A 16297-nucleotide genomic window follows, 5' to 3' on the forward strand; every position below is an offset into this window, starting at 1 on the left:
GCATGTTCCAGCGCCTGGCGGCCTGGTGGCTGCTGGGCCTTGCGCTGGCCCTGGCCGGCTGCGGCAAGTCGCCCGAAACCGCGCCGCAGGCCGCCGCCAGGTCCGATCCGTCCGCCGGTCCCCAGGGTGCATTCACCGTGCTGGCCGGCTCCGAGCTCAAGGACGTGGTGCCCGCGCTGGAGCAGGCCGCCACGGCGGCGGGCGTGCCGCTCAAGCTCAGCTATGCGGGCACGCTGGAGATGGTCGAGCGCATCAATGCGGGCGAGCAGTACGACGCCATCCTGCCGCCCAATGGCGCCTATCCCGCGCTGGCGCTGGCGAACAAGCCGCTGGCGCGTGAAAAGCTTTTCTACTCGCGCGTGGCCCTGGGCGTGAAGGCTCCCGTGCTGCAAAAGCTGGGCTGGGACAAGGCCCCGCCCACCTGGGCCGACATCGCACGCGCTGCCGCCCAGGGCCGGCTGCGCTACGGCATGACCAATCCGGCCAGTTCCAACACCGGCATGAGCGCGCTGTTCGCCGTGGCCTCGGCCGTGGCCGGCAAGACCGAGGACCTGGACGCCAGGGAGGTCAACGCCAAGGTGCTCAAGGACTTCCTGTCGGGCCACAAGCTCACGGCAGGCAGCTCCGGCTGGCTGGCCGAGGCCTTCGAGCGCGAGCCCGGCGCCGTCGATGCGCTGGTCAACTACGAGGCCGTGATCCTGCGCCTGAACGAGAAGCTGCCCGCCGCCGACCGCCTGACCCTGGTCTACCCGCGCGACGGCGTGATCTCGGCCGACTATCCGCTGATGCTGCTCAACGCTGCGCGGCGCGCAGACTATGACCGGCTGGTCGCCCAGTTCAAGGCCCCCGCCTTCCAGGGCCAGCCGCTGCGCCAGGCCCAGCTGCGCCCCGCCAGCCCCGAGGCGCAGGCCAGCCCGGCCCTACCCACGGCGCCCGTGGTGGAGCTGAGCTTTCCGAACCGGCTGGAGGTGATCGATGCCGTGCTCTCGGCCTACCAGAGCGATCTGCGCCGTCCGGCCACCAGCATCTTCGTGCTGGACGTGAGCGGCTCCATGAAGGGTGCGCGGCTGGCGCAGATGAAGGAGGCGCTCAAGCTGCTGTCCGGCGCCGAGGCCTCGGCCGCCAGCCAGCGCTATGCCGCCTTCCAGGCGCGCGAACGCGTGCTGCTGATTCCGTTCTCGGGCCTGGTCGGCCAGCCCGCGCGCGTGCAGTTCGCGGCGGGCGACCTGCAGGCCGCAAGCGCCCAGGTGCTGGCCTATGCCGACAGCCTGGTGGCCGACGGCGGCACGGCCATCTACGACGCGCTCACGCTGGCCCAGCAGCAGGCACGCCAGGAACTGCGGGCCGATCCCGAGCGCTTCGTCAGCATCGTGCTGCTGACCGATGGCGCCAACACGGCCGGCCGCGACTGGGCCGCGTTCGAGCGCGAGCAGCGCATGGCGCGCGACGGCGGCGCGCCGCTGGTGCGCGTCTTTCCCATCATCTTTGGCGAGGCGCAGTCCGGCGAAATGCAGGCCCTGGCCGCGCTGACGGGCGGGCGCGCCTTCGATGCGCGCAACACCGGCAAGAGCGGGCTGCCGCTGGTGTTCAAGGAAATCCGGGGCTACCAGTGACAACTCCGCCAGCGATCGGACCTGCCTGATGCGCCGCCTGAAGCTTTTCTTCTACGGCAACGGCAACCTCGCCGGCCTGGCGCTGGCCCTGCTGGGGCCGGTGCTGCTGTTTGCCGGCGTGATCGGCGCCGGCTGGGGCTGGATCACGCTGGGGCTGTACGTCGCGGGCCTGCTGCTGGGCTGGGCCCTGCAGCCCGTGGGTGCCAGCTTCGAGCGGGCGCTGCAGCAGCACTGGAGCGCCGAGGACATCCGCGAACGCATCGACGAGCTGGTGCAAAAGGCCCGTCCGATGCTCACGCCCGAGATGCAAAAGCATCTGGACAGCGTGCGCGGCTCGGTGCACGAGGTGCTGCCCTCGCTGGCCGAGGCCGGCCCGGTCTTCAACGACGGCCTGTTCACCGTGCGCGAGACGGTGCTGCAGTACCTGCCCGCCACGCTGTCGCACTATGCGGCGCTGCCGCCGCTGTTCCGTGTCACCCAGCCCGTGCAGGACGGCAAGACGGCCAGGCAGCTGCTGACCGAGCAGCTGGCGCTGCTGGCCGGGCAGATGCAGCAGGTGGTGGCCCATGTGGCGGCCAGCGACGCGCAGGCGCTGCTGGCCAATGGCCGCTTCTTGAAGCAGAAGTTCGACCAGCCGGATTTCCTGAAGTGAGGCGCCTGCAGGGTCGTCCCGCCACGCTGCGCGGACCCTGTGTTAGCATGCTCCGCCATGCAGCCTGCTGCATTCCCGTCTTCCAGACACCTGAACTCTCGATCCAAGACAGCCATGAACGGTACGCCCGTTTCGATCATCGTTGCACAGTGGTGGCGCTTCCAATAAGGAAGCGGCACGTCGTCGCGGTTGCGTACCGCACCTTGCCGCCGTGACGGCAGCAAGGCTCACTCAGCAGATGGCTCCCCGGCACGGCGGCTCCCAGAACCCAGGAGATTGCCCAGATGCCCTCAGATTCCCCCTTCCAGACCCAGGCAGCATTGCGCGCATTCCCGCGCCAGCCTTCGCTGCGGCATGCCCGCGCCACCCGTTTTTCCCTTTGAGACCCAGGAGCCGGTATGACCAGACTGCTGATGATCGACAACTACGACAGCTTCACCTACAACATCGTCCAGTACTTCGGCGAGCTGGGTGCCGATGTCACCGTGGTGCGCAATGACGAGGCCACGCTGGACGAGGTGATCGCCCTGGTCGAGCGCGAGAAGATCGACCGCCTGGTGATCTCGCCCGGCCCCTGCTCGCCGGCCGAGGCCGGCATTTCCGTGGCGGCCATCCAGCACTTTGCAGGCCGCCTGCCCATCCTGGGCGTGTGTCTGGGCCACCAGAGCATTGGCGCGGCCTTCGGCGGCGACATCGTGCGCGCGGGCCAGCAGATGCATGGCAAGACCAGCGTCATCACCACCGACCGCAAGGGCGTGTTCGCCGACCTGCCCGAGCAGTTCACGGTCAACCGCTACCACTCGCTGGCCATTGCGCGCTCCAGCCTGCCCGAATGCCTGGAGATCACGGCCACCAGCGAGGACGGCGAGATCCAGGGCGTGCGCCACACCAGCCTGGCCATCGAGGGCGTGCAATTCCACCCCGAGAGCATCCTCACCGAGCATGGCCACGCCATGCTCAAGAATTTCCTGGAACAGAAGGCCTGAGCAGGCCGGCACCCAACCGAGACACCGCAATGACCCAGATCACCCCCCAGGAAGCGCTGCAGCGCACCATCGAGCACCGCGAAATCTTCCACGACGAGATGCTGCACCTGATGCGCCTGATCATGCGCGGCGAGCTGTCGCCCGTGATGACGGCCGCCATCGTCACCGGCCTGCGCGTGAAGAAGGAGACCATCGGCGAGATCACGGCCGCGGCCGAGGTCATGCGCGAGTTCTCCAACAAGGTCCATGTGGAGGACAAGCGCCACCTGGTGGACATCGTGGGCACGGGCGGCGACGGCGCCAACACCTTCAACATCTCCACCTGCTCCATCTTCGTGATCGCGGCGGCGGGCGGCAAGGTCAGCAAGCACGGCGGGCGCAGCGTCAGCAGCAAGAGCGGCAGCGCCGACGCCATGGAGGCGCTGGGCGTCAACATCCAGCTCAGCCCCGAGCAGATCGCGCGCAGCATCGCCGACGTGGGCATCGGCTTCATGTTCGCGCCCAACCACCACCCGGCCATGAAGAACGTGGCGCCCGTGCGCAAGGAGCTGGGCGTGCGCACCATCTTCAACATCCTGGGCCCGCTGACCAATCCGGCCAGCGCGCCCAACATCCTCATGGGCGTGTTCCACGAGGACCTGGTCGGCATCCAGGTGCGCGCGCTGCAGCGCCTGGGCGCCGAGCACGCCATCGTGGTCTATGGCCGCGACGGCCTGGACGAGATCAGCCTGGGCGCGGGCACCCTGGTGGGCGAGCTCAAGGACGGCGTGGTGCGCGAGTACGAGATCCATCCCGAGGACTTCGGCCTGCGCATGGTGGGCACGCGCGCCTTCAAGGTGGACAATCCCGAGGAATCCAAGGCCATGCTGCTGGGCGTGCTCCATGGCGAAAAGAGTGCCGCGCGCGACATCGTCTGCCTGAACGCGGGTGCTGCCCTGTATGCGGCCAACGTGGCCTCCAGCATCGAGGACGGCATGGCCCGCGCCCAGGCGGCGCTGGACAGCGGCGCGGCCCTGGCCAAGCTCAACGAACTCGTGGCCTACACGGCCCGGCTGACGGCCTGAGCCGCGCAGCCCCCATCGACCACCGAATACAAGAAACCAAGGAAAGCAACGTGTCCGACATCCTCAAGCAAATCTGCGACGTGAAAGTGCAGGAAGTGGCCGCCGCCCAGAAGCGCATGCCCTTCGCGGACATGCGCCGCGACGCCGAAAGCCGCGTGCTCACGCGCGACTTCGTGGGCGCGCTGCGCGCCAAGATCGCCGCCGGCCAGGCCGGCGTGATCGCCGAGATCAAGAAGGCCAGCCCCAGCAAGGGCGTGATCCGCGAGGACTTCATCCCCGCCGACATCGCGCAAAGCTATGCCGATGGCGACGGCAAGGGCGTCAGCGCCGCCTGCCTCTCGGTGCTGACCGACAAGCAGTTCTTCCAGGGCAGCGTGGACTATCTCAAGCAGGCGCGCGCCAGCTGCCACCTGCCCGTGCTGCGCAAGGACTTCATGGTCGATCCCTACCAGATCTACGAATCGCGCGCCATGGGCGCCGACTGCGTGCTGCTGATCGCCGCCTGTCTGGACGACGCGCAGATGGCCGAGATGGAACAGATCGCCCACAGCCTGGACATGGCCGTGCTGGTCGAGGTGCACGACGGCGCCGAGCTGGACCGCGCCCTGCGCCTCAAGACCCCGCTGGTGGGCATCAACAACCGCAACCTGCGCAGCTTCGAGGTCAGCATCCAGACCACGCTGGACCTGCAAAAGAACGTGCCCGCCGACCGCCTGCTGGTCACCGAGTCGGGCATCGGCAGCCGCGAGGACGTCAAGGCCATGCGCGATGCCGGTATCCACGGCTTCCTGGTGGGCGAGGCCTTCATGCGCGCCAAGGAGCCGGGGGAGGCGCTGGCCAAGCTGTTTGCCTAAGACGCGTCGTTGTGCGGGCCGGCCGGTGAATCCGGGGTCCGCACGATGCGCACCACCCCGAGCTTGAGCCCCAGCATGGCCAAGATGCGGTTCATGGTCTGCACGCTGCCTTCGCTGCGCTCCTGCTCGATGTCCTGCAGCGTTCTATAGGAAACGCCGCAAAGCTTGGCCATCTCGGCCGTGGTCAGCCGCATGGTCTTCTTCAGATGCCGCACGGCCTGCGGCAAAGACCATTCGGGGTGGGCCAGCACATCGTCAATGGCCTGCCTGCGCAGCTCCAGCTGCTGGGCAATGGGAATGGGGGTGAAACGCTTGTCCATGGTCTTCAGCGCAGCGCAGCGAGCTCCTGCGCACGTGCCAGGAGGGCGGGACGCAGGTGGCCGAGAACCTCGGGCTCCAGCCCTAGCGCCAGACCGTCTGCGGCGATGCGCTCCAGCGAGGGAATCATGGCCTTGAGGCCTTTCACCAGTGGATCGCGCTGCAACGGATCCGACTGCGTGCCCCGGCGTTTTCGAGGGAGCTGCGCGGCCAGCGCACAGACGCTATCCAGCACACGGCCCCAATCGGGCCGGCCGCCCTGTTCATCCCGCCAGCGGATGCGTCGGGCAATGCCGTCCGGGTGGAGATACATGGGCGCAAAGTCGTACAGGGGCGTGAGCGCGATGCGGCCATCGAAACCGCGCTGCACGGCGGTGTTGCGCGCGTGGTTGTCCTTGTTGCCCAGGGCCAGGTTGGCAATGTCGCGTTTGATGTATTCGAGCACTTCCTGCTGCGGGTGGCTGCAGTGCCGCATCAGCTCCAGGCAGACCGTGTCATGGTCGGGCACGGCTTCGAAGCCTGGCATGCCGGTCAGCGTGGCAATGCTTTCCTGCGCCAGTCGCGTGACCGCGCCCCGGTGCACCTGCCGGTCAAACCGTCGTATGAACAGCGCACGCTGGTGCAACTCCAGCGGTGCATGCACCCGCAGTCCCAGATCGGCGGCCAGACGCATATAGGTGGCCTCATGCCTGAGGATGCAGGCCAGCTGCGGGTCGGTGCCGCGTCCGAACTTGACGATGTAGTGCTGCACCGCCTGCTCGTCCGCAAGGGTGTGGTCCAGGTACAGCAGACCATCCTGGGCGCGTGTCAGCAGCACCTTGGGCCACTCGCCTTGTATCCCGGAGGACCCGGCAACAAACAGGCCATGCGAGGCAAGGTACTCGGAGAACTCGTCGCCGCGTTGCGCAACCTCCTCGTCGGTGAACCCGCGCATGCCTCCCCCATGGTTGCCCAGCCATTGCGCCGCTTCCTTGACGCGCAGGTTTCCTATGGGGTTACCTGCCCCGGCCAGCAGCAACTGCCAGTCGGCAACCGCACCTGCCAGGGGAGATTGGCCCAGGCGTTGCAGCAGCTCGCGCCGACCAAAGCCTTGAGGCAGCATGTCGATCAGAAAGACTGGCCAATGCACCTGCTGCAGGGGCTCCAGCCCCACAGGCCAACGGGCACAAAGGGCGCGGGCATCGGTGGCGCCCGCATGCTGGACCGCCCAGTCCACGGTATAGCCCGAGTAGGTGCTGGCCTTCCAGCCTTCTCCTTGCTGCCCGCGCAGGTCCACGCTCGCGACGTCGTGCCAGGCGCTGCAGTGGTGCAGTTGTAGAGTGCAGTTTGCGGTCATTTACACGAAATTCTAGGTAAAGCATTGGGCTGACTCAAGGTTTTTCGTATGTTTTTCCGTGTAACCATTGTCTGTCTTTAGGACGCCGTTGGAGGCGGACGTACCTCCCCGCCGCAGGGAAAGGTATGCTTGCCGTGATCCAACAGGCATGGCGCTTGCGCCCATGCATTTCAGCTGTACTTTTTTGAGGGAGGCTGCTGCCTCGGCATGTGGCGGCGGTGCCCCCATCCGCCATGGCCCTTCAAGACGACGCAATCGCCCCGGCGCAAGCCGACCAACTCCAATCCGCCGATCCCGCCGACTGGCCCGTTGCGCCCGACTGGCAGCCCCTGGTCGAGGACTTCTTCGCGGGTGCCACGGGCCAGCAGCTGCTGACCTTTCTGCACCAGCGCCTGGAAGCCGGCGCCGTGATCTTTCCGCCCCAGCCGCTGCGCGCGCTGGAGCTGACACCGCCCGATGAGGTGCGCGTGGTCATCCTGGGGCAGGACCCCTACCACGGCCGGGGGCAGGCCGAAGGCCTGTCGTTCTCGGTGGCGCCGGGCGTGCGCATGCCGCCCTCGCTGCAGAACATCTTCAAGGAGATGCAGCGTGACCTGGGCGTGCCCTTCCCGCCGTTCCCCAACCCGGGCGGCAGCCTGGTCAAGTGGGCCAGGAACGGCGTGCTGCTGCTCAACACCTGTCTCACGGTGGAGGAAGGCCAGGCGGCCAGCCACTCGGGCAAGGGCTGGGAGCTGCTGACCGATGCGGTGATCCGACACATCGCCCAGGGCACGCGCCCCGTGGTCTTCATGCTCTGGGGCAGCCATGCGCAGTCCAAGCGCGCCTTCATTCCGGCCGACCGGGGCCATCTGGTGCTGACCAGCAACCATCCCTCGCCTCTGTCGGCGCTGCGCCCGCCCGTGCCCTTCATCGGCAACGGGCACTTCGGCAAGGCGCGCGACTTCCGCGCCCAGCACGGCTACTGAGCGGCCCGCTCGGGGCGTGGCTCCACGATGGGGAACACGCTGTCGAAGCGGTCCAGCATGGACATGAGCGCCATCACCTTGGAGGCGTCGCCCTCGATGCGCAGCTGGCCGCTCTTGATGGCCTCGGCCATCGTGGTCTCCTGGCCTGCAATGGCGTCCAGCGTGGCGCGCGTCAGGCGCAGGCTGGCATGGGCGGCGGGCGCAAGGCCCGGGCTCTGGGTGAGGGCGCTGTTCTCCAGGTTCAGGCTGCGCTGCTCGCCGGTGTCGGTGAAGGTCCAGTTGAGCACGATGCGCTGGCCTGCGGCCTTGCCGGCGTCCAGCCGCACGCCCAGGTAGTCGAAGAACATCTCCAGCGGCAGGCTGCGCACCAGGTCGCGCGCGGCGCTGCCGGGCCTGGGTAGCTGGGGCACGCCCTGGCGCAGCTCCGCCGCGCCCTGCAGGAAGGCATTGCGGGCCGTGGCCGATTCCATCTGGTAGCCCAGCTGCTCATAGGCATTGGCGGCCAGGCGGCGCGCGGCCTGGTTGGCCGGGTCGGCAAAGACCAGCTGCGAGGCGATCTGCGCCACCCAGCGGTATTCGCCGCGCTCGTAGTCGGCCTGCGCACGGCGCAGCACGGCGTCGGCGCCACCCATGTATTCCACGGTCTTGCGTGCCGCGGGCACGGGCGGCAGCGCCTCCAGCTGGGCCGGGTTGCCTTCGTAGTAGCCCAGGTAGTGCTGGTAGATGGCGCGTATGTTGTGGCGCAGGTGGCCGTAGAAGGCATGTGTGGCGCCGTCGCGGGCCAGGGATTCGGGCATCTTCAGCATCTCGGCGATCTCCGAGCCCACGTAGCCGTGGTTCATGAGGCGCACGGTCTGGTCGTGCAGGTATTTGTAGGTGTCGCGCTGGCTGGCCAGCATGCGCTGCAGCCGGGGCTGGCCCCAGACCGGCCAGTGGTGCTGGGCGATCAGGATCTGTGCCTGGCCGCCATAGGCGTGCAGGGCGTCGTTCAGGTGGCGGGACCAGCCCAGCGCGTCGCGCACCTGGGCGCCGCGCAGCGGCAGCAGGTTGTGCTGGGTGTGCACGGCGATCTCGGCCATGTTCAGCACCTTGAGCTGGGGGTAGTACATGATCATCTCGGCCGGCGCCTCGGCCCCGGGCGTGAGCGTGAATTCGATGTCCACGCCGTCGATGCGCAGGGTCTCGCGCGGCTTGTCGATCACGCGCGTGGGCGCGATCAGCCCCATGGTGCCGGGCGCACCCGCCTTGCCCAGCCCTGCGTCCACCTGTCCCCTGGCATCGCGCGGCAGCAGCATGCCGAACTGGTAGAGCGCGCGCCGGCCCATGGCATGGCCGGCGATCACGTTCTCGCCCACGGCCTCGGCCATGAAGCCCGCCGGGGCGATGACCTGCACGCGGCCAGCATCCACCTCTTCCTGGCGCACCACGCCGCGCACGCCGCCGAAATGGTCCACATGGCTGTGCGAGTAGATGACGGCCACCACGGGCTTGCGCGGTCGGTGCTGGTAGTACAGGTCCATGGCGGCCTGGGCGGTCTCGGTGTACATCAGCGGATCGACCACGATCAGGCCGGTCTCGCCCTCGATGATGCTCATGTTCGACAGGTCCAGGCCGCGCACCTGGTAGAGCCTGTCCGTCACATGGAACAGGCCGCTGACGCGGTTGCGCTGGGCCTGGCGCCACAGCGCGGGGTGCACGGTGTCGGGCGCCTGGTCCTGCTGCAGGAATGCATAGGCCTGCATGCCCCAGATGGGCCGGCCCTGGGCATTGCGCACCACCAGCGCATCCGCCGAGGCGATCAGGCCGCGTTGCGCGTCCTCCATGGCCTGGGCGTCATCCTGAGGCTGCTGCGCCAGCGCAGCCTGCTGGGCCGCGCGCGTGGCCGCGCTGGCTGCCTGTGGCCGGGCCATGTCGGAGACCGGCAGGCTGCTGCCTGCGCAGGCGCTCAGCAGGGCGGCGGCGGCCAGGCAGGCCAGCAGGCGGCAAGGGCGCGCCAGCGCGCGGGGCAGGGGGTGTGAGGCTTGCATGGGAAGGTCTCCTGGCATGTGTTCGATGTCAGCGGCGAAAATACGCAGGCCCGCCGGCTGTGTCTGTCAGCCACCCGACATCCCTTTCCATGCAAGCTTCCCTCGCCTCTTCCTACCTGCCCACGCTGCGCGCCGGCCGCTGGTTCAGCGCACTGGCGCCGCAGTTTGCCGATTTGCTGCTGGCCCTGGCACAGCCGCGCCGCCTGGAGGCGGGCGAAGCCCTGTTCCTGCGCGGCGATGCGCTGGAGGGCGGTTTGTTCGCCGTGGTCCGCGGCAGCATCGGTTTCTCCGGTGTGGGCGGCCAGAGCGAGCAGGCGCGCGAGGCCCTGCTCACGCGCATGGGCCCGGCCACCTGGTTTGGCGAGATCGCGCTGTTCGACGGTTCGCCGCGCACCCATGATGCCCACGCCATGGAGCCCAGCGAGGTGCTGCAGGTGCCGCGCCAGCCGCTGCTGGACTGGCTGCAGCAGCATCCCGCGCACTGGCATGACCTGGGCGTGCTGATGTCGGGGCGCATGCGCGCGGCCTTCGCGGCGCTGGAGGACCTGGCCCTGATGCCCGCACCACAGCGCCTGGCGCGCCGCCTGGTGGCCATGGCGCGTGGCTACGGCGAGCGGCTGGACGATGTGCCGGCCCGGCCGCGCCTGGATATCACGCAGGAGCAGCTGGCGCGCATGCTGTCGATCTCGCGCCAGACCACCAACGTGCTGCTGCAGGGCCTGCAGGCGCGGGGCCTCATCCGGGTGCAGCGCGGCGAGATCGAGATCCTGCAATGGCAGGCGCTGTGCGCCGAGCGGTTCTGAGCGGCGCAGCCAGTCAAGGGCTGTTGTTCAGACCACCAGCGCATTCTCCACGTCCTGCACCTTGCGGCGCGCCAGCGCGAGATTGGCCTTGGCCTTGTCGAGCACCAGGTACAGGAACAGGCCCTCGTGGTGGGTGCGCGCCTTCAGGGCGGGGTCATTCTGCATGGGGGCTGTCCTGCGACAGGGCTTCGATCTGCAGCAGCAGCAACTCGATCAGTGCCGCCACCTGCGCGCGCTCGCGCACATCGGCCGGCACCACCGGGCACAGCAGGCCACGCGACTGCAGGTGCAGGGCAAATCCTTCGAGGTCGGGCCGGCCATGCCGGTCCATGCGGCACACGGCCACCACGCAGGCCGTGGTGCGCAGCGTGGCGGACAGGGCATTGATGTAGGTATCCAGGTCGCCCAGTGGGTCGGGCCGACTGTTGTCGATCAGCAGGATCACCTCCAGCGCGCCGTGCGAGAGGATGTTCCACATGAAGTCGAAGCGCTCCTGGCCCGGCGTGCCGTACAGGTGCAGTTTTTCGCCGTTGTCCAGGGTGAGTTCTCCGTAGTCCATGCCGGCGGTGGTCAGGGCCTTGTCCACTGCCGCATCGGTGTTGCGCACGTCGGTGCTTACCGGAGCGATCTCGCTGATGGCGCGTATGGCGGTGGTCTTGCCCGCGCCCGCGGTTCCGCAAATCAGGATCTTCAGCTCACTCATGCACGGAGGCTCTCGTCAATTGGGCCAGCCGCTGGCGGATGCGGTCGAGAATGCCCTGGGCAGGACCCGGGGCAGCGCTGCTGCGGGGTGCCGCTGCGGTCCAGCGCAGCAGGCCGATGGCATCGAGGCGGTTCAGGAAGGCCGCGCAGATCTCTGGCGCAAGGCCCGAGCGCCGGCACAGCGCCTGCAAGGTGGTCGGCCGGCCCGTCATCAACGTGGCCAGGCGCATGTGGTGCGCGCTTGTCAGCAGCCGCTGGGGGGGCCAGCGCAGCAGCTGCACCAGCATGTCGGTCGCCGCTGCGGGGTGGGGTGCCGCCACCATGCGTTGCCCGGATGCCGTCTGGCGCACGGCCAGGGCGCGCAGGCCCATGGCATTGAGGCAGTCCTCCACCACGTCGGCGCGCAGGGGCAGGGTCAGGTAGTCCCCCGTGGGGCGGGTGCTCTGGGGCTGGCGGCCCACGCGCAGCGTCACCCGGCTGGACGGCTGCTCGTGCACGCCGTCATGTAGTACCACCAGGTCGGCCGAGGATTCCGTCCATTCCCAGCGGTGCTGCGTGCGGTGGTCCACCAGCCGCACGAAGGAGCGGAACAGCCTGGCGTCGCGGTCATCGAGGCCGCGCAGCGTGAAGGTGAGAGTGGCACGCTCATCCATGCCGCATTGCCTTCAGCAATTGCAGCCGCAACCGCAACCGCAACCGCAATTGCAGTTGCCTTGCCCGCAGGCTCCGGCCTGCCTGTTTCCTTGTGCCCATCACGTTGCCGTTTCCTGTCCTGAATGCGCCGCACGGCAAAGCAAGCCGCGCATGCCAATGATTTCAAAGGAGATGCGGGCGCATCATAGGAAGCGCTTGGAGCGGGAGCGGGCAGTTCGCCAGCGTGATTCGGAATCGTCCGATATGTATCCGGATCAGTCCTAGCGCATTGCGTTCCTGCAGCGAGACTTCAGACGCTTTGAGCGTTTTTTTTGTCGCTTCCGGATTTTCGGAGCCATGGCGGCGCTGAAAAACAGGAGTTATCTGGTTGTTGTAACCAAGACCTTGGAATGCATTGCAAATTCAGCAGGCTTGCCGTGTTTTGTGTCTGGGCGTTCCATGCCAGGGCGCCAGGCGGATTACCAGGAGGTTGGCAGCCTGAGCTGCAGCATCTCCAGGAAGGACTGCGCCGCATGCGGCAGCGTGCGGCCGGCCAGGGTCTGCACCTCGATGTCGCGCAGGTCCATGCCCCGGTCGCTGAGCGCCACGGCCACCAGCGCGCCCGTGGCCACCATGTGGCGCGCGGCGATCTCGCTGGCCACGGCCACGGCGGCGCCCTGGGCTGCAAAGTTCAGCAGGGTCTTGCCGTGGTTGCTCTCCATCACCGGCATCAGCATCAGGCCCTGGCGGCTGCAGGCGGCGTCCAGCAGCTGGCGCACGGCCGTGTCGGCCGGCGTGAGCGCCAGCGGATGGCGCACCAATTGGGCCAGCGACAGGCGCCGCGCCTGCGCCAGCGCATGGCCGGGGGCGACCAGGGCCACCAGCGGCGCGGCCACGCGGCAGGCCACGGCAATGCCTTTTTCAGGCGCGCGGCTGAAGCACAGGCCGATGTCTGCCGTGCCGCTGCGCACGGCCTCGGGCACGGCGGGCGTGGGCAGCACCATGACCTCGAAGACGATACCGGCGTGCTCGCGCTGGAAGGCCGCGCACAGGCGCGGCAGGAACTCGTTGGCAAAGGCGTCGGAGCTTGCGATGCGCACGCGGCCGCTGCGCAGCCCCTGCAGGGCCTCGATCTCGCTCAGCGCGCGCTCGGCATCCAGGCCGGCGCGGCGCACATGGTCGGCCAGGATCTCGCCGGCCGCATTGAGCACCATGCCGCGCGGGTGGCGTTCGAACAGCGGCGTGCCCAGCAGCCCCTCCAGCGCCGCGATCTGGCGGCTGATGGCCGAGGCCGCCACATGCAGCCGCGCCGATGCCTCGGTCAGCGATCCGCATTGCGCCACTTCATGGAAGTAGCGCAGCGCGGTGTCCTGCAGGAGAAGGTGGCGGGCGTCGGGCATGTCGCCCCGATTGTCATCAATTTGCCGCAGAGGCAACGCAGGTTTGCAAATTTGCTGATGGCGGCAAAGGGGCGAGGGTTCTACGATGGCCTGTTGCGGCGTTGCAGGGAGCAGCGGCTGCAGCTGTCCAACCCTCTGACCAGGAGTGTGCCCATGAAGGCATTGCCCAGCGTTTTACTTCCACGCCGCACCCTCGTGGCTGCGGCCTGTGCCCTGGCTGGCGCCATGGCCCTGCCCGCCGTGGCCCAGGGCCAGGCGTCCTGGCCCTCGCACCCGGTGCGGCTGGTCGTGCCCTTTCCGGCCAGCGGCGCCACCGACCTCGTGGCGCGCGTGGTGGCGCAGCGCATGTCGCAGGACCTGGGCCAGCAGCTGGTCATCGACAACCGCCCCGGCGCGGGCGGCACCATCGGCACGGGCGAGGCGGCCAAGGCCTCGCCGGACGGCTACACGCTGCTGTTCACCACCAGCAGCACGCATGCCATCTCGCCACACCTGATGACCCGTCTGGCCTACAAGGCCGACAAGGATTTCACGCCGATTGCCGAGATCGGCGGGGCGGCCAGTATCCTGCTGGTCACGCCTTCTCTGCCCGCGCGCAGCGTCAAGGAACTGGTCGCCTACGCCAAGGCCCATCCGGGCGCCCTCAACTACGCCAGCAGCGGCAACGGGACCATCGTCCACCTGAACGCGGCGGCCTTCGCGGCGCGCGCGGGCCTGCAGCTGACCCATGTGCCCTACAAGGGCACGGCGCAGTCCATCACCGACCTGTCCGCAGGCCAGGTGCACCTGCTGTTCGACTCCATTCCCACCGGCATGCCCCATGTGGCCAGCGGCCGCCTGCGTGCCCTGGCCGTGACCGGCGACAAGCGCAGCGCGCTGGCGCCCGACCTGCCCACGGTGGCCGAGTCCGGCCTGCCCGGCTATTCTTCGGTCACCTGGTTCGGCGTCTATGGCCCGGCCGGCATGAAGCCCGAACTTGTCGCGCGGATCAATCAGGCCTTCAACAAGGCCATCCAGAGTCCCGAGGTGGTGGCCAGCCTGGCCAGGCAGGGCGTGGAAGCCGCATCGCCGCGCACGCCCGAGCAGTTCGCCGCCATGGTGCAGGCCGACAGCGCGCGCTGGGCGCAGGTCATCAAAGACAACAAAATCACATTGGATTGAGTGAAGCACCCCCTGAGCGGCTTTGCCGCTTCCCCCTCTCCTGCGGGAGGGGGACGACGCCCTTGCTGCGGGGTGGCGCGGCCGGCGTAGGCCCTTGCTTGGCGTCCCTGAGCTGGGCCGTGCCTGCGGTTCCTCAAGCTATCGGTGGCGCGTTGGCGCTATGGAAATTGATATGACAAGCACTGTTACGGACTGGACACTTCCCTACGCCTCGCACCGCTCTTCGGTGCTGGGCCGCAACATGGTCTCCACCTCGCAGCCGCTGGCCGCGCAGGCCGGCCTGTCCATGCTGCTGGCCGGCGGCAATGCGGTGGATGCGGCCATTGCCACGGCCATGGCGCTGACCGTGGTCGAGCCCACGGGCTGCGGCCTGGGCAGCGATGCCTTCTGCATCCTGTGGGACGGCAAGGAATTGCACGGCCTCAATGCCTCGGGCCGCTCGCCCGAAGCCTGGACGCCCGAGTACTTCGCCGCGCTGGGCGGCATTCCCGAGAAGGGCTGGAACGCTGTCACCGTGCCCGGTGCCGTCTCGGCCTGGGTGGAGCTGTCGCGCCGCTTCGGCAAGCTGCCGTTCGAGCAACTGGCCCAGCCCGCCATCCGCTATGCGCGCGACGGCTTTGCGGTCTCGCCCACCATCGCCACGCTGTGGGCGCTGGGCGGCGCCAAGCTCGGCGACCAGCCCGGTTTTGCCGAGTGCTTCCTGCCCGATGGCAAGGCCCCCAAGGCGGGCGAGGTGTTCCGCAGCGAAGCCCATGCGCGCACGCTGGAGGAGATCGCCGCCACCAAGGGCGAGTCCTTCTACCGCGGCGCACTGGCGCGCTCGATGGCCGCGCACGCCAAGGCCTGCGGCGGCGCCATGACCGAGGCCGACCTGGCCGCCCACCAGGCCGACTGGGTCGGCACGGTGTCGCAGACCTTTGGCGATTCGGTGATCCACGAGATCCCGCCCAACGGCCAGGGCATTGCCGCGCTGATGGCGCTGGGCATGCTGGATGCACTGGGCGTGGGCGCCGAGCCGCTGGACGGCGTGGAGTCCGTGCACCTGCAGGTCGAGGCCATGAAGCTGGCCCTGGCCGACCTGCACGAATACAACGCCGACGGCGACCACATGCGCGTCGAATCCGCCCATCTGCTGGACGCCCGCTACCTGCGCGAACGCGCGGCGCTCATTGACCGCGAGCGCGCCAGCGCGCCCACCTACGGCGCACCGCGCCCCGGCGGCACGGTCTACCTGGCGGCGGCCGATGCCAGCGGCATGATGGTCTCGTTCATCCAGTCCAACTACATGGGCTTCGGCTCGGGCGTGGTCGTGCCGGGCACCGGCATCAGCCTGCAAAACCGCGGCCACGGCTTCACCACGCAAGCCGGCCATGCCAACGAGGTCGCGCCACGCAAGCGCCCCTCGCACACCATCATCCCGGCCTTTGCGATGAACGCCGACGGCACGCCCCAGATGGCCTTCGGCGTGATGGGCGGCCCCATGCAGAGCCAGGGCCACCTGCAGATGGCCCTGCGCGTGCTGCGCTACGGCCAGAACCCCCAGGCCGCCGCCGACGCACCGCGCTGGCGCGTGACGGGCGGCAAGGGCGTGGCCGTGGAACCCGCCTTCGACGCCGAGGTCGTCGCCGCCCTGCGCGCACGCGGCCACGAAGTCACGGTGGAGGAAGGCCATGGCGTCTTCGCCTTCGGCGGCGCGCAGCTGGTGCTGCGCGACGGCGACCACTACATCGGCGGATCGGACCCGCGCAAGGATGGGGGCGTGGTGGCGTTCTGAGCGGGGCTG

The 16297-nt window shown here is 68.7% G+C and carries 16 protein-coding genes; 9 read left to right on the plus strand and 7 right to left on the minus strand.

The genetic code is table 11. The features are described 5' to 3' along the window. Positions 1–2 precede the first annotated feature (2 nt). From ACN20X_RS03660 to trpC, 5 genes are all read left to right on the plus strand, one after another. Positions 3–1613: a vWA domain-containing protein gene (locus ACN20X_RS03660; RefSeq protein WP_016453984.1), complete on the plus strand. Its 1611-nt coding sequence runs from the start codon at positions 3–5 to the stop codon at positions 1611–1613. A 28-nt stretch (positions 1614–1641) separates the two neighbouring features. Beyond that, positions 1642–2265 carry a hypothetical protein gene (locus tag ACN20X_RS03665; RefSeq protein ID WP_016453985.1) on the plus strand — a complete coding sequence of 208 codons (624 nt, stop codon included), beginning with the start codon at positions 1642–1644 and terminating at the stop codon, positions 2263–2265. A 398-nt stretch (positions 2266–2663) separates the two neighbouring features. Next, positions 2664–3251, plus strand: a complete 588-nt coding sequence (locus ACN20X_RS03670) for an anthranilate synthase component II (protein WP_012202700.1) — start codon at positions 2664–2666, stop codon at positions 3249–3251. 29 nt (positions 3252–3280) lie between these two features. Next, positions 3281–4315 carry an anthranilate phosphoribosyltransferase gene (trpD, locus tag ACN20X_RS03675; RefSeq protein ID WP_013804671.1) on the plus strand — a complete coding sequence of 345 codons (1035 nt, stop codon included), beginning with the start codon at positions 3281–3283 and terminating at the stop codon, positions 4313–4315. 50 nt (positions 4316–4365) lie between these two features. After that, positions 4366–5169 (plus strand): indole-3-glycerol phosphate synthase TrpC, encoded by an 804-nt coding sequence (gene trpC, locus ACN20X_RS03680; protein ID WP_016449540.1) that lies wholly within the window; start codon positions 4366–4368, stop codon positions 5167–5169. Here the strand turns inward: trpC and ACN20X_RS03685 are convergent. Continuing rightward, positions 5166–5489, minus strand: coding sequence for a helix-turn-helix domain-containing protein (locus ACN20X_RS03685; RefSeq protein ID WP_016449541.1), 324 nt, complete (start codon positions 5487–5489; stop codon positions 5166–5168). The genes trpC and ACN20X_RS03685 overlap by 4 nt on opposite strands. 5 nt (positions 5490–5494) lie before the next feature. Next, positions 5495–6823: a type II toxin-antitoxin system HipA family toxin gene (locus tag ACN20X_RS03690; RefSeq protein ID WP_016453986.1), complete on the minus strand. Its 1329-nt coding sequence runs from the start codon at positions 6821–6823 to the stop codon at positions 5495–5497. A 233-nt stretch (positions 6824–7056) separates the two neighbouring features. On the opposite strand from ACN20X_RS03690, the gene ACN20X_RS03695 reads away from it, so the two are divergent. After that, complete coding sequence (locus ACN20X_RS03695; RefSeq protein WP_017405881.1) at positions 7057–7788, plus strand: uracil-DNA glycosylase; 732 nt, start codon at positions 7057–7059, stop codon at positions 7786–7788. On the opposite strand, the gene ACN20X_RS03700 is transcribed toward ACN20X_RS03695, so the two are convergent. After that, positions 7782–9815, minus strand: a complete 2034-nt coding sequence (locus ACN20X_RS03700; RefSeq protein WP_473210293.1) for an alkyl/aryl-sulfatase — start codon at positions 9813–9815, stop codon at positions 7782–7784. The genes ACN20X_RS03695 and ACN20X_RS03700 overlap by 7 nt on opposite strands. An 89-nt stretch (positions 9816–9904) precedes the next feature. Between ACN20X_RS03700 and ACN20X_RS03705 the strand changes: the two genes are divergently transcribed. Further along, positions 9905–10618, plus strand: coding sequence for a Crp/Fnr family transcriptional regulator (locus ACN20X_RS03705; RefSeq protein WP_016453989.1), 714 nt, complete (start codon positions 9905–9907; stop codon positions 10616–10618). A 27-nt stretch (positions 10619–10645) separates the two neighbouring features. Here the strand turns inward: ACN20X_RS03705 and ACN20X_RS03710 are convergent, their stop codons facing one another. The 4 genes from ACN20X_RS03710 to ACN20X_RS03725 form a co-directional block, all read right to left on the minus strand. Then, positions 10646–10783 carry a hypothetical protein gene (locus tag ACN20X_RS03710; RefSeq protein WP_016453990.1) on the minus strand — a complete coding sequence of 46 codons (138 nt, stop codon included), beginning with the start codon at positions 10781–10783 and terminating at the stop codon, positions 10646–10648. Further along, complete coding sequence (locus tag ACN20X_RS03715; RefSeq protein WP_016453991.1) at positions 10773–11321, minus strand: GTP-binding protein; 549 nt, start codon at positions 11319–11321, stop codon at positions 10773–10775. The genes ACN20X_RS03710 and ACN20X_RS03715 overlap by 11 nt, the downstream gene beginning before the upstream one ends. Further along, entirely contained in the window at positions 11314–11973 is a 660-nt protein-coding gene (locus ACN20X_RS03720; RefSeq protein ID WP_473210294.1) for a hypothetical protein, read from the minus strand. Before ACN20X_RS03720 ends, ACN20X_RS03715 begins: the two co-directional genes overlap by 8 nt. A gap of 459 nt (positions 11974–12432) precedes the next feature. Further along, positions 12433–13353: a LysR family transcriptional regulator gene (locus tag ACN20X_RS03725; protein ID WP_016453993.1), complete on the minus strand. Its 921-nt coding sequence runs from the start codon at positions 13351–13353 to the stop codon at positions 12433–12435. Positions 13354–13506: 153 nt separating this feature from the next. Here ACN20X_RS03725 and ACN20X_RS03730 point away from each other — a divergent pair, with 153 nt between their 5' ends. Both ACN20X_RS03730 and ACN20X_RS03735 read left to right on the plus strand, forming a co-directional pair. Beyond that, complete coding sequence (locus tag ACN20X_RS03730; protein ID WP_016453994.1) at positions 13507–14514, plus strand: Bug family tripartite tricarboxylate transporter substrate binding protein; 1008 nt, start codon at positions 13507–13509, stop codon at positions 14512–14514. A 172-nt stretch (positions 14515–14686) separates the two neighbouring features. Further along, positions 14687–16288 (plus strand): gamma-glutamyltransferase family protein, encoded by a 1602-nt coding sequence (locus ACN20X_RS03735; RefSeq protein ID WP_016453995.1) that lies wholly within the window; start codon positions 14687–14689, stop codon positions 16286–16288. The last annotated feature ends 9 nt before the right edge of the window (positions 16289–16297 follow it).

Source organism: Delftia sp. PX-1, assembly GCF_055797465.1.

What these genes read in the sequence shown, in the direction of transcription:
- ACN20X_RS03660 (WP_016453984.1), top strand. Translation starts at nt 3, where the DNA reads ATGTTCCAGCGCCTGGCGGCCTGGTGGCTGCTGGGCCTTGCGCTGGCC.
- ACN20X_RS03665 (WP_016453985.1), top strand. Translation starts at nt 1,642, where the DNA reads ATGCGCCGCCTGAAGCTTTTCTTCTACGGCAACGGCAACCTCGCCGGC.
- ACN20X_RS03670 (WP_012202700.1), top strand. Translation starts at nt 2,664, where the DNA reads ATGACCAGACTGCTGATGATCGACAACTACGACAGCTTCACCTACAAC.
- trpD (WP_013804671.1), top strand. Translation starts at nt 3,281, where the DNA reads ATGACCCAGATCACCCCCCAGGAAGCGCTGCAGCGCACCATCGAGCAC.
- ACN20X_RS03685 (WP_016449541.1), bottom strand. Translation starts at nt 5,489, where the DNA reads ATGGACAAGCGTTTCACCCCCATTCCCATTGCCCAGCAGCTGGAGCTG.
- ACN20X_RS03690 (WP_016453986.1), bottom strand. Translation starts at nt 6,823, where the DNA reads ATGACCGCAAACTGCACTCTACAACTGCACCACTGCAGCGCCTGGCAC.
- ACN20X_RS03695 (WP_017405881.1), top strand. Translation starts at nt 7,057, where the DNA reads ATGGCCCTTCAAGACGACGCAATCGCCCCGGCGCAAGCCGACCAACTC.
- ACN20X_RS03700 (WP_473210293.1), bottom strand. Translation starts at nt 9,815, where the DNA reads ATGCAAGCCTCACACCCCCTGCCCCGCGCGCTGGCGCGCCCTTGCCGC.
- ACN20X_RS03705 (WP_016453989.1), top strand. Translation starts at nt 9,905, where the DNA reads ATGCAAGCTTCCCTCGCCTCTTCCTACCTGCCCACGCTGCGCGCCGGC.
- ACN20X_RS03710 (WP_016453990.1), bottom strand. Translation starts at nt 10,783, where the DNA reads ATGCAGAATGACCCCGCCCTGAAGGCGCGCACCCACCACGAGGGCCTG.
- ACN20X_RS03715 (WP_016453991.1), bottom strand. Translation starts at nt 11,321, where the DNA reads ATGAGTGAGCTGAAGATCCTGATTTGCGGAACCGCGGGCGCGGGCAAG.
- ACN20X_RS03720 (WP_473210294.1), bottom strand. Translation starts at nt 11,973, where the DNA reads ATGGATGAGCGTGCCACTCTCACCTTCACGCTGCGCGGCCTCGATGAC.
- ACN20X_RS03725 (WP_016453993.1), bottom strand. Translation starts at nt 13,353, where the DNA reads ATGCCCGACGCCCGCCACCTTCTCCTGCAGGACACCGCGCTGCGCTAC.
- ACN20X_RS03730 (WP_016453994.1), top strand. Translation starts at nt 13,507, where the DNA reads ATGAAGGCATTGCCCAGCGTTTTACTTCCACGCCGCACCCTCGTGGCT.
- ACN20X_RS03735 (WP_016453995.1), top strand. Translation starts at nt 14,687, where the DNA reads ATGACAAGCACTGTTACGGACTGGACACTTCCCTACGCCTCGCACCGC.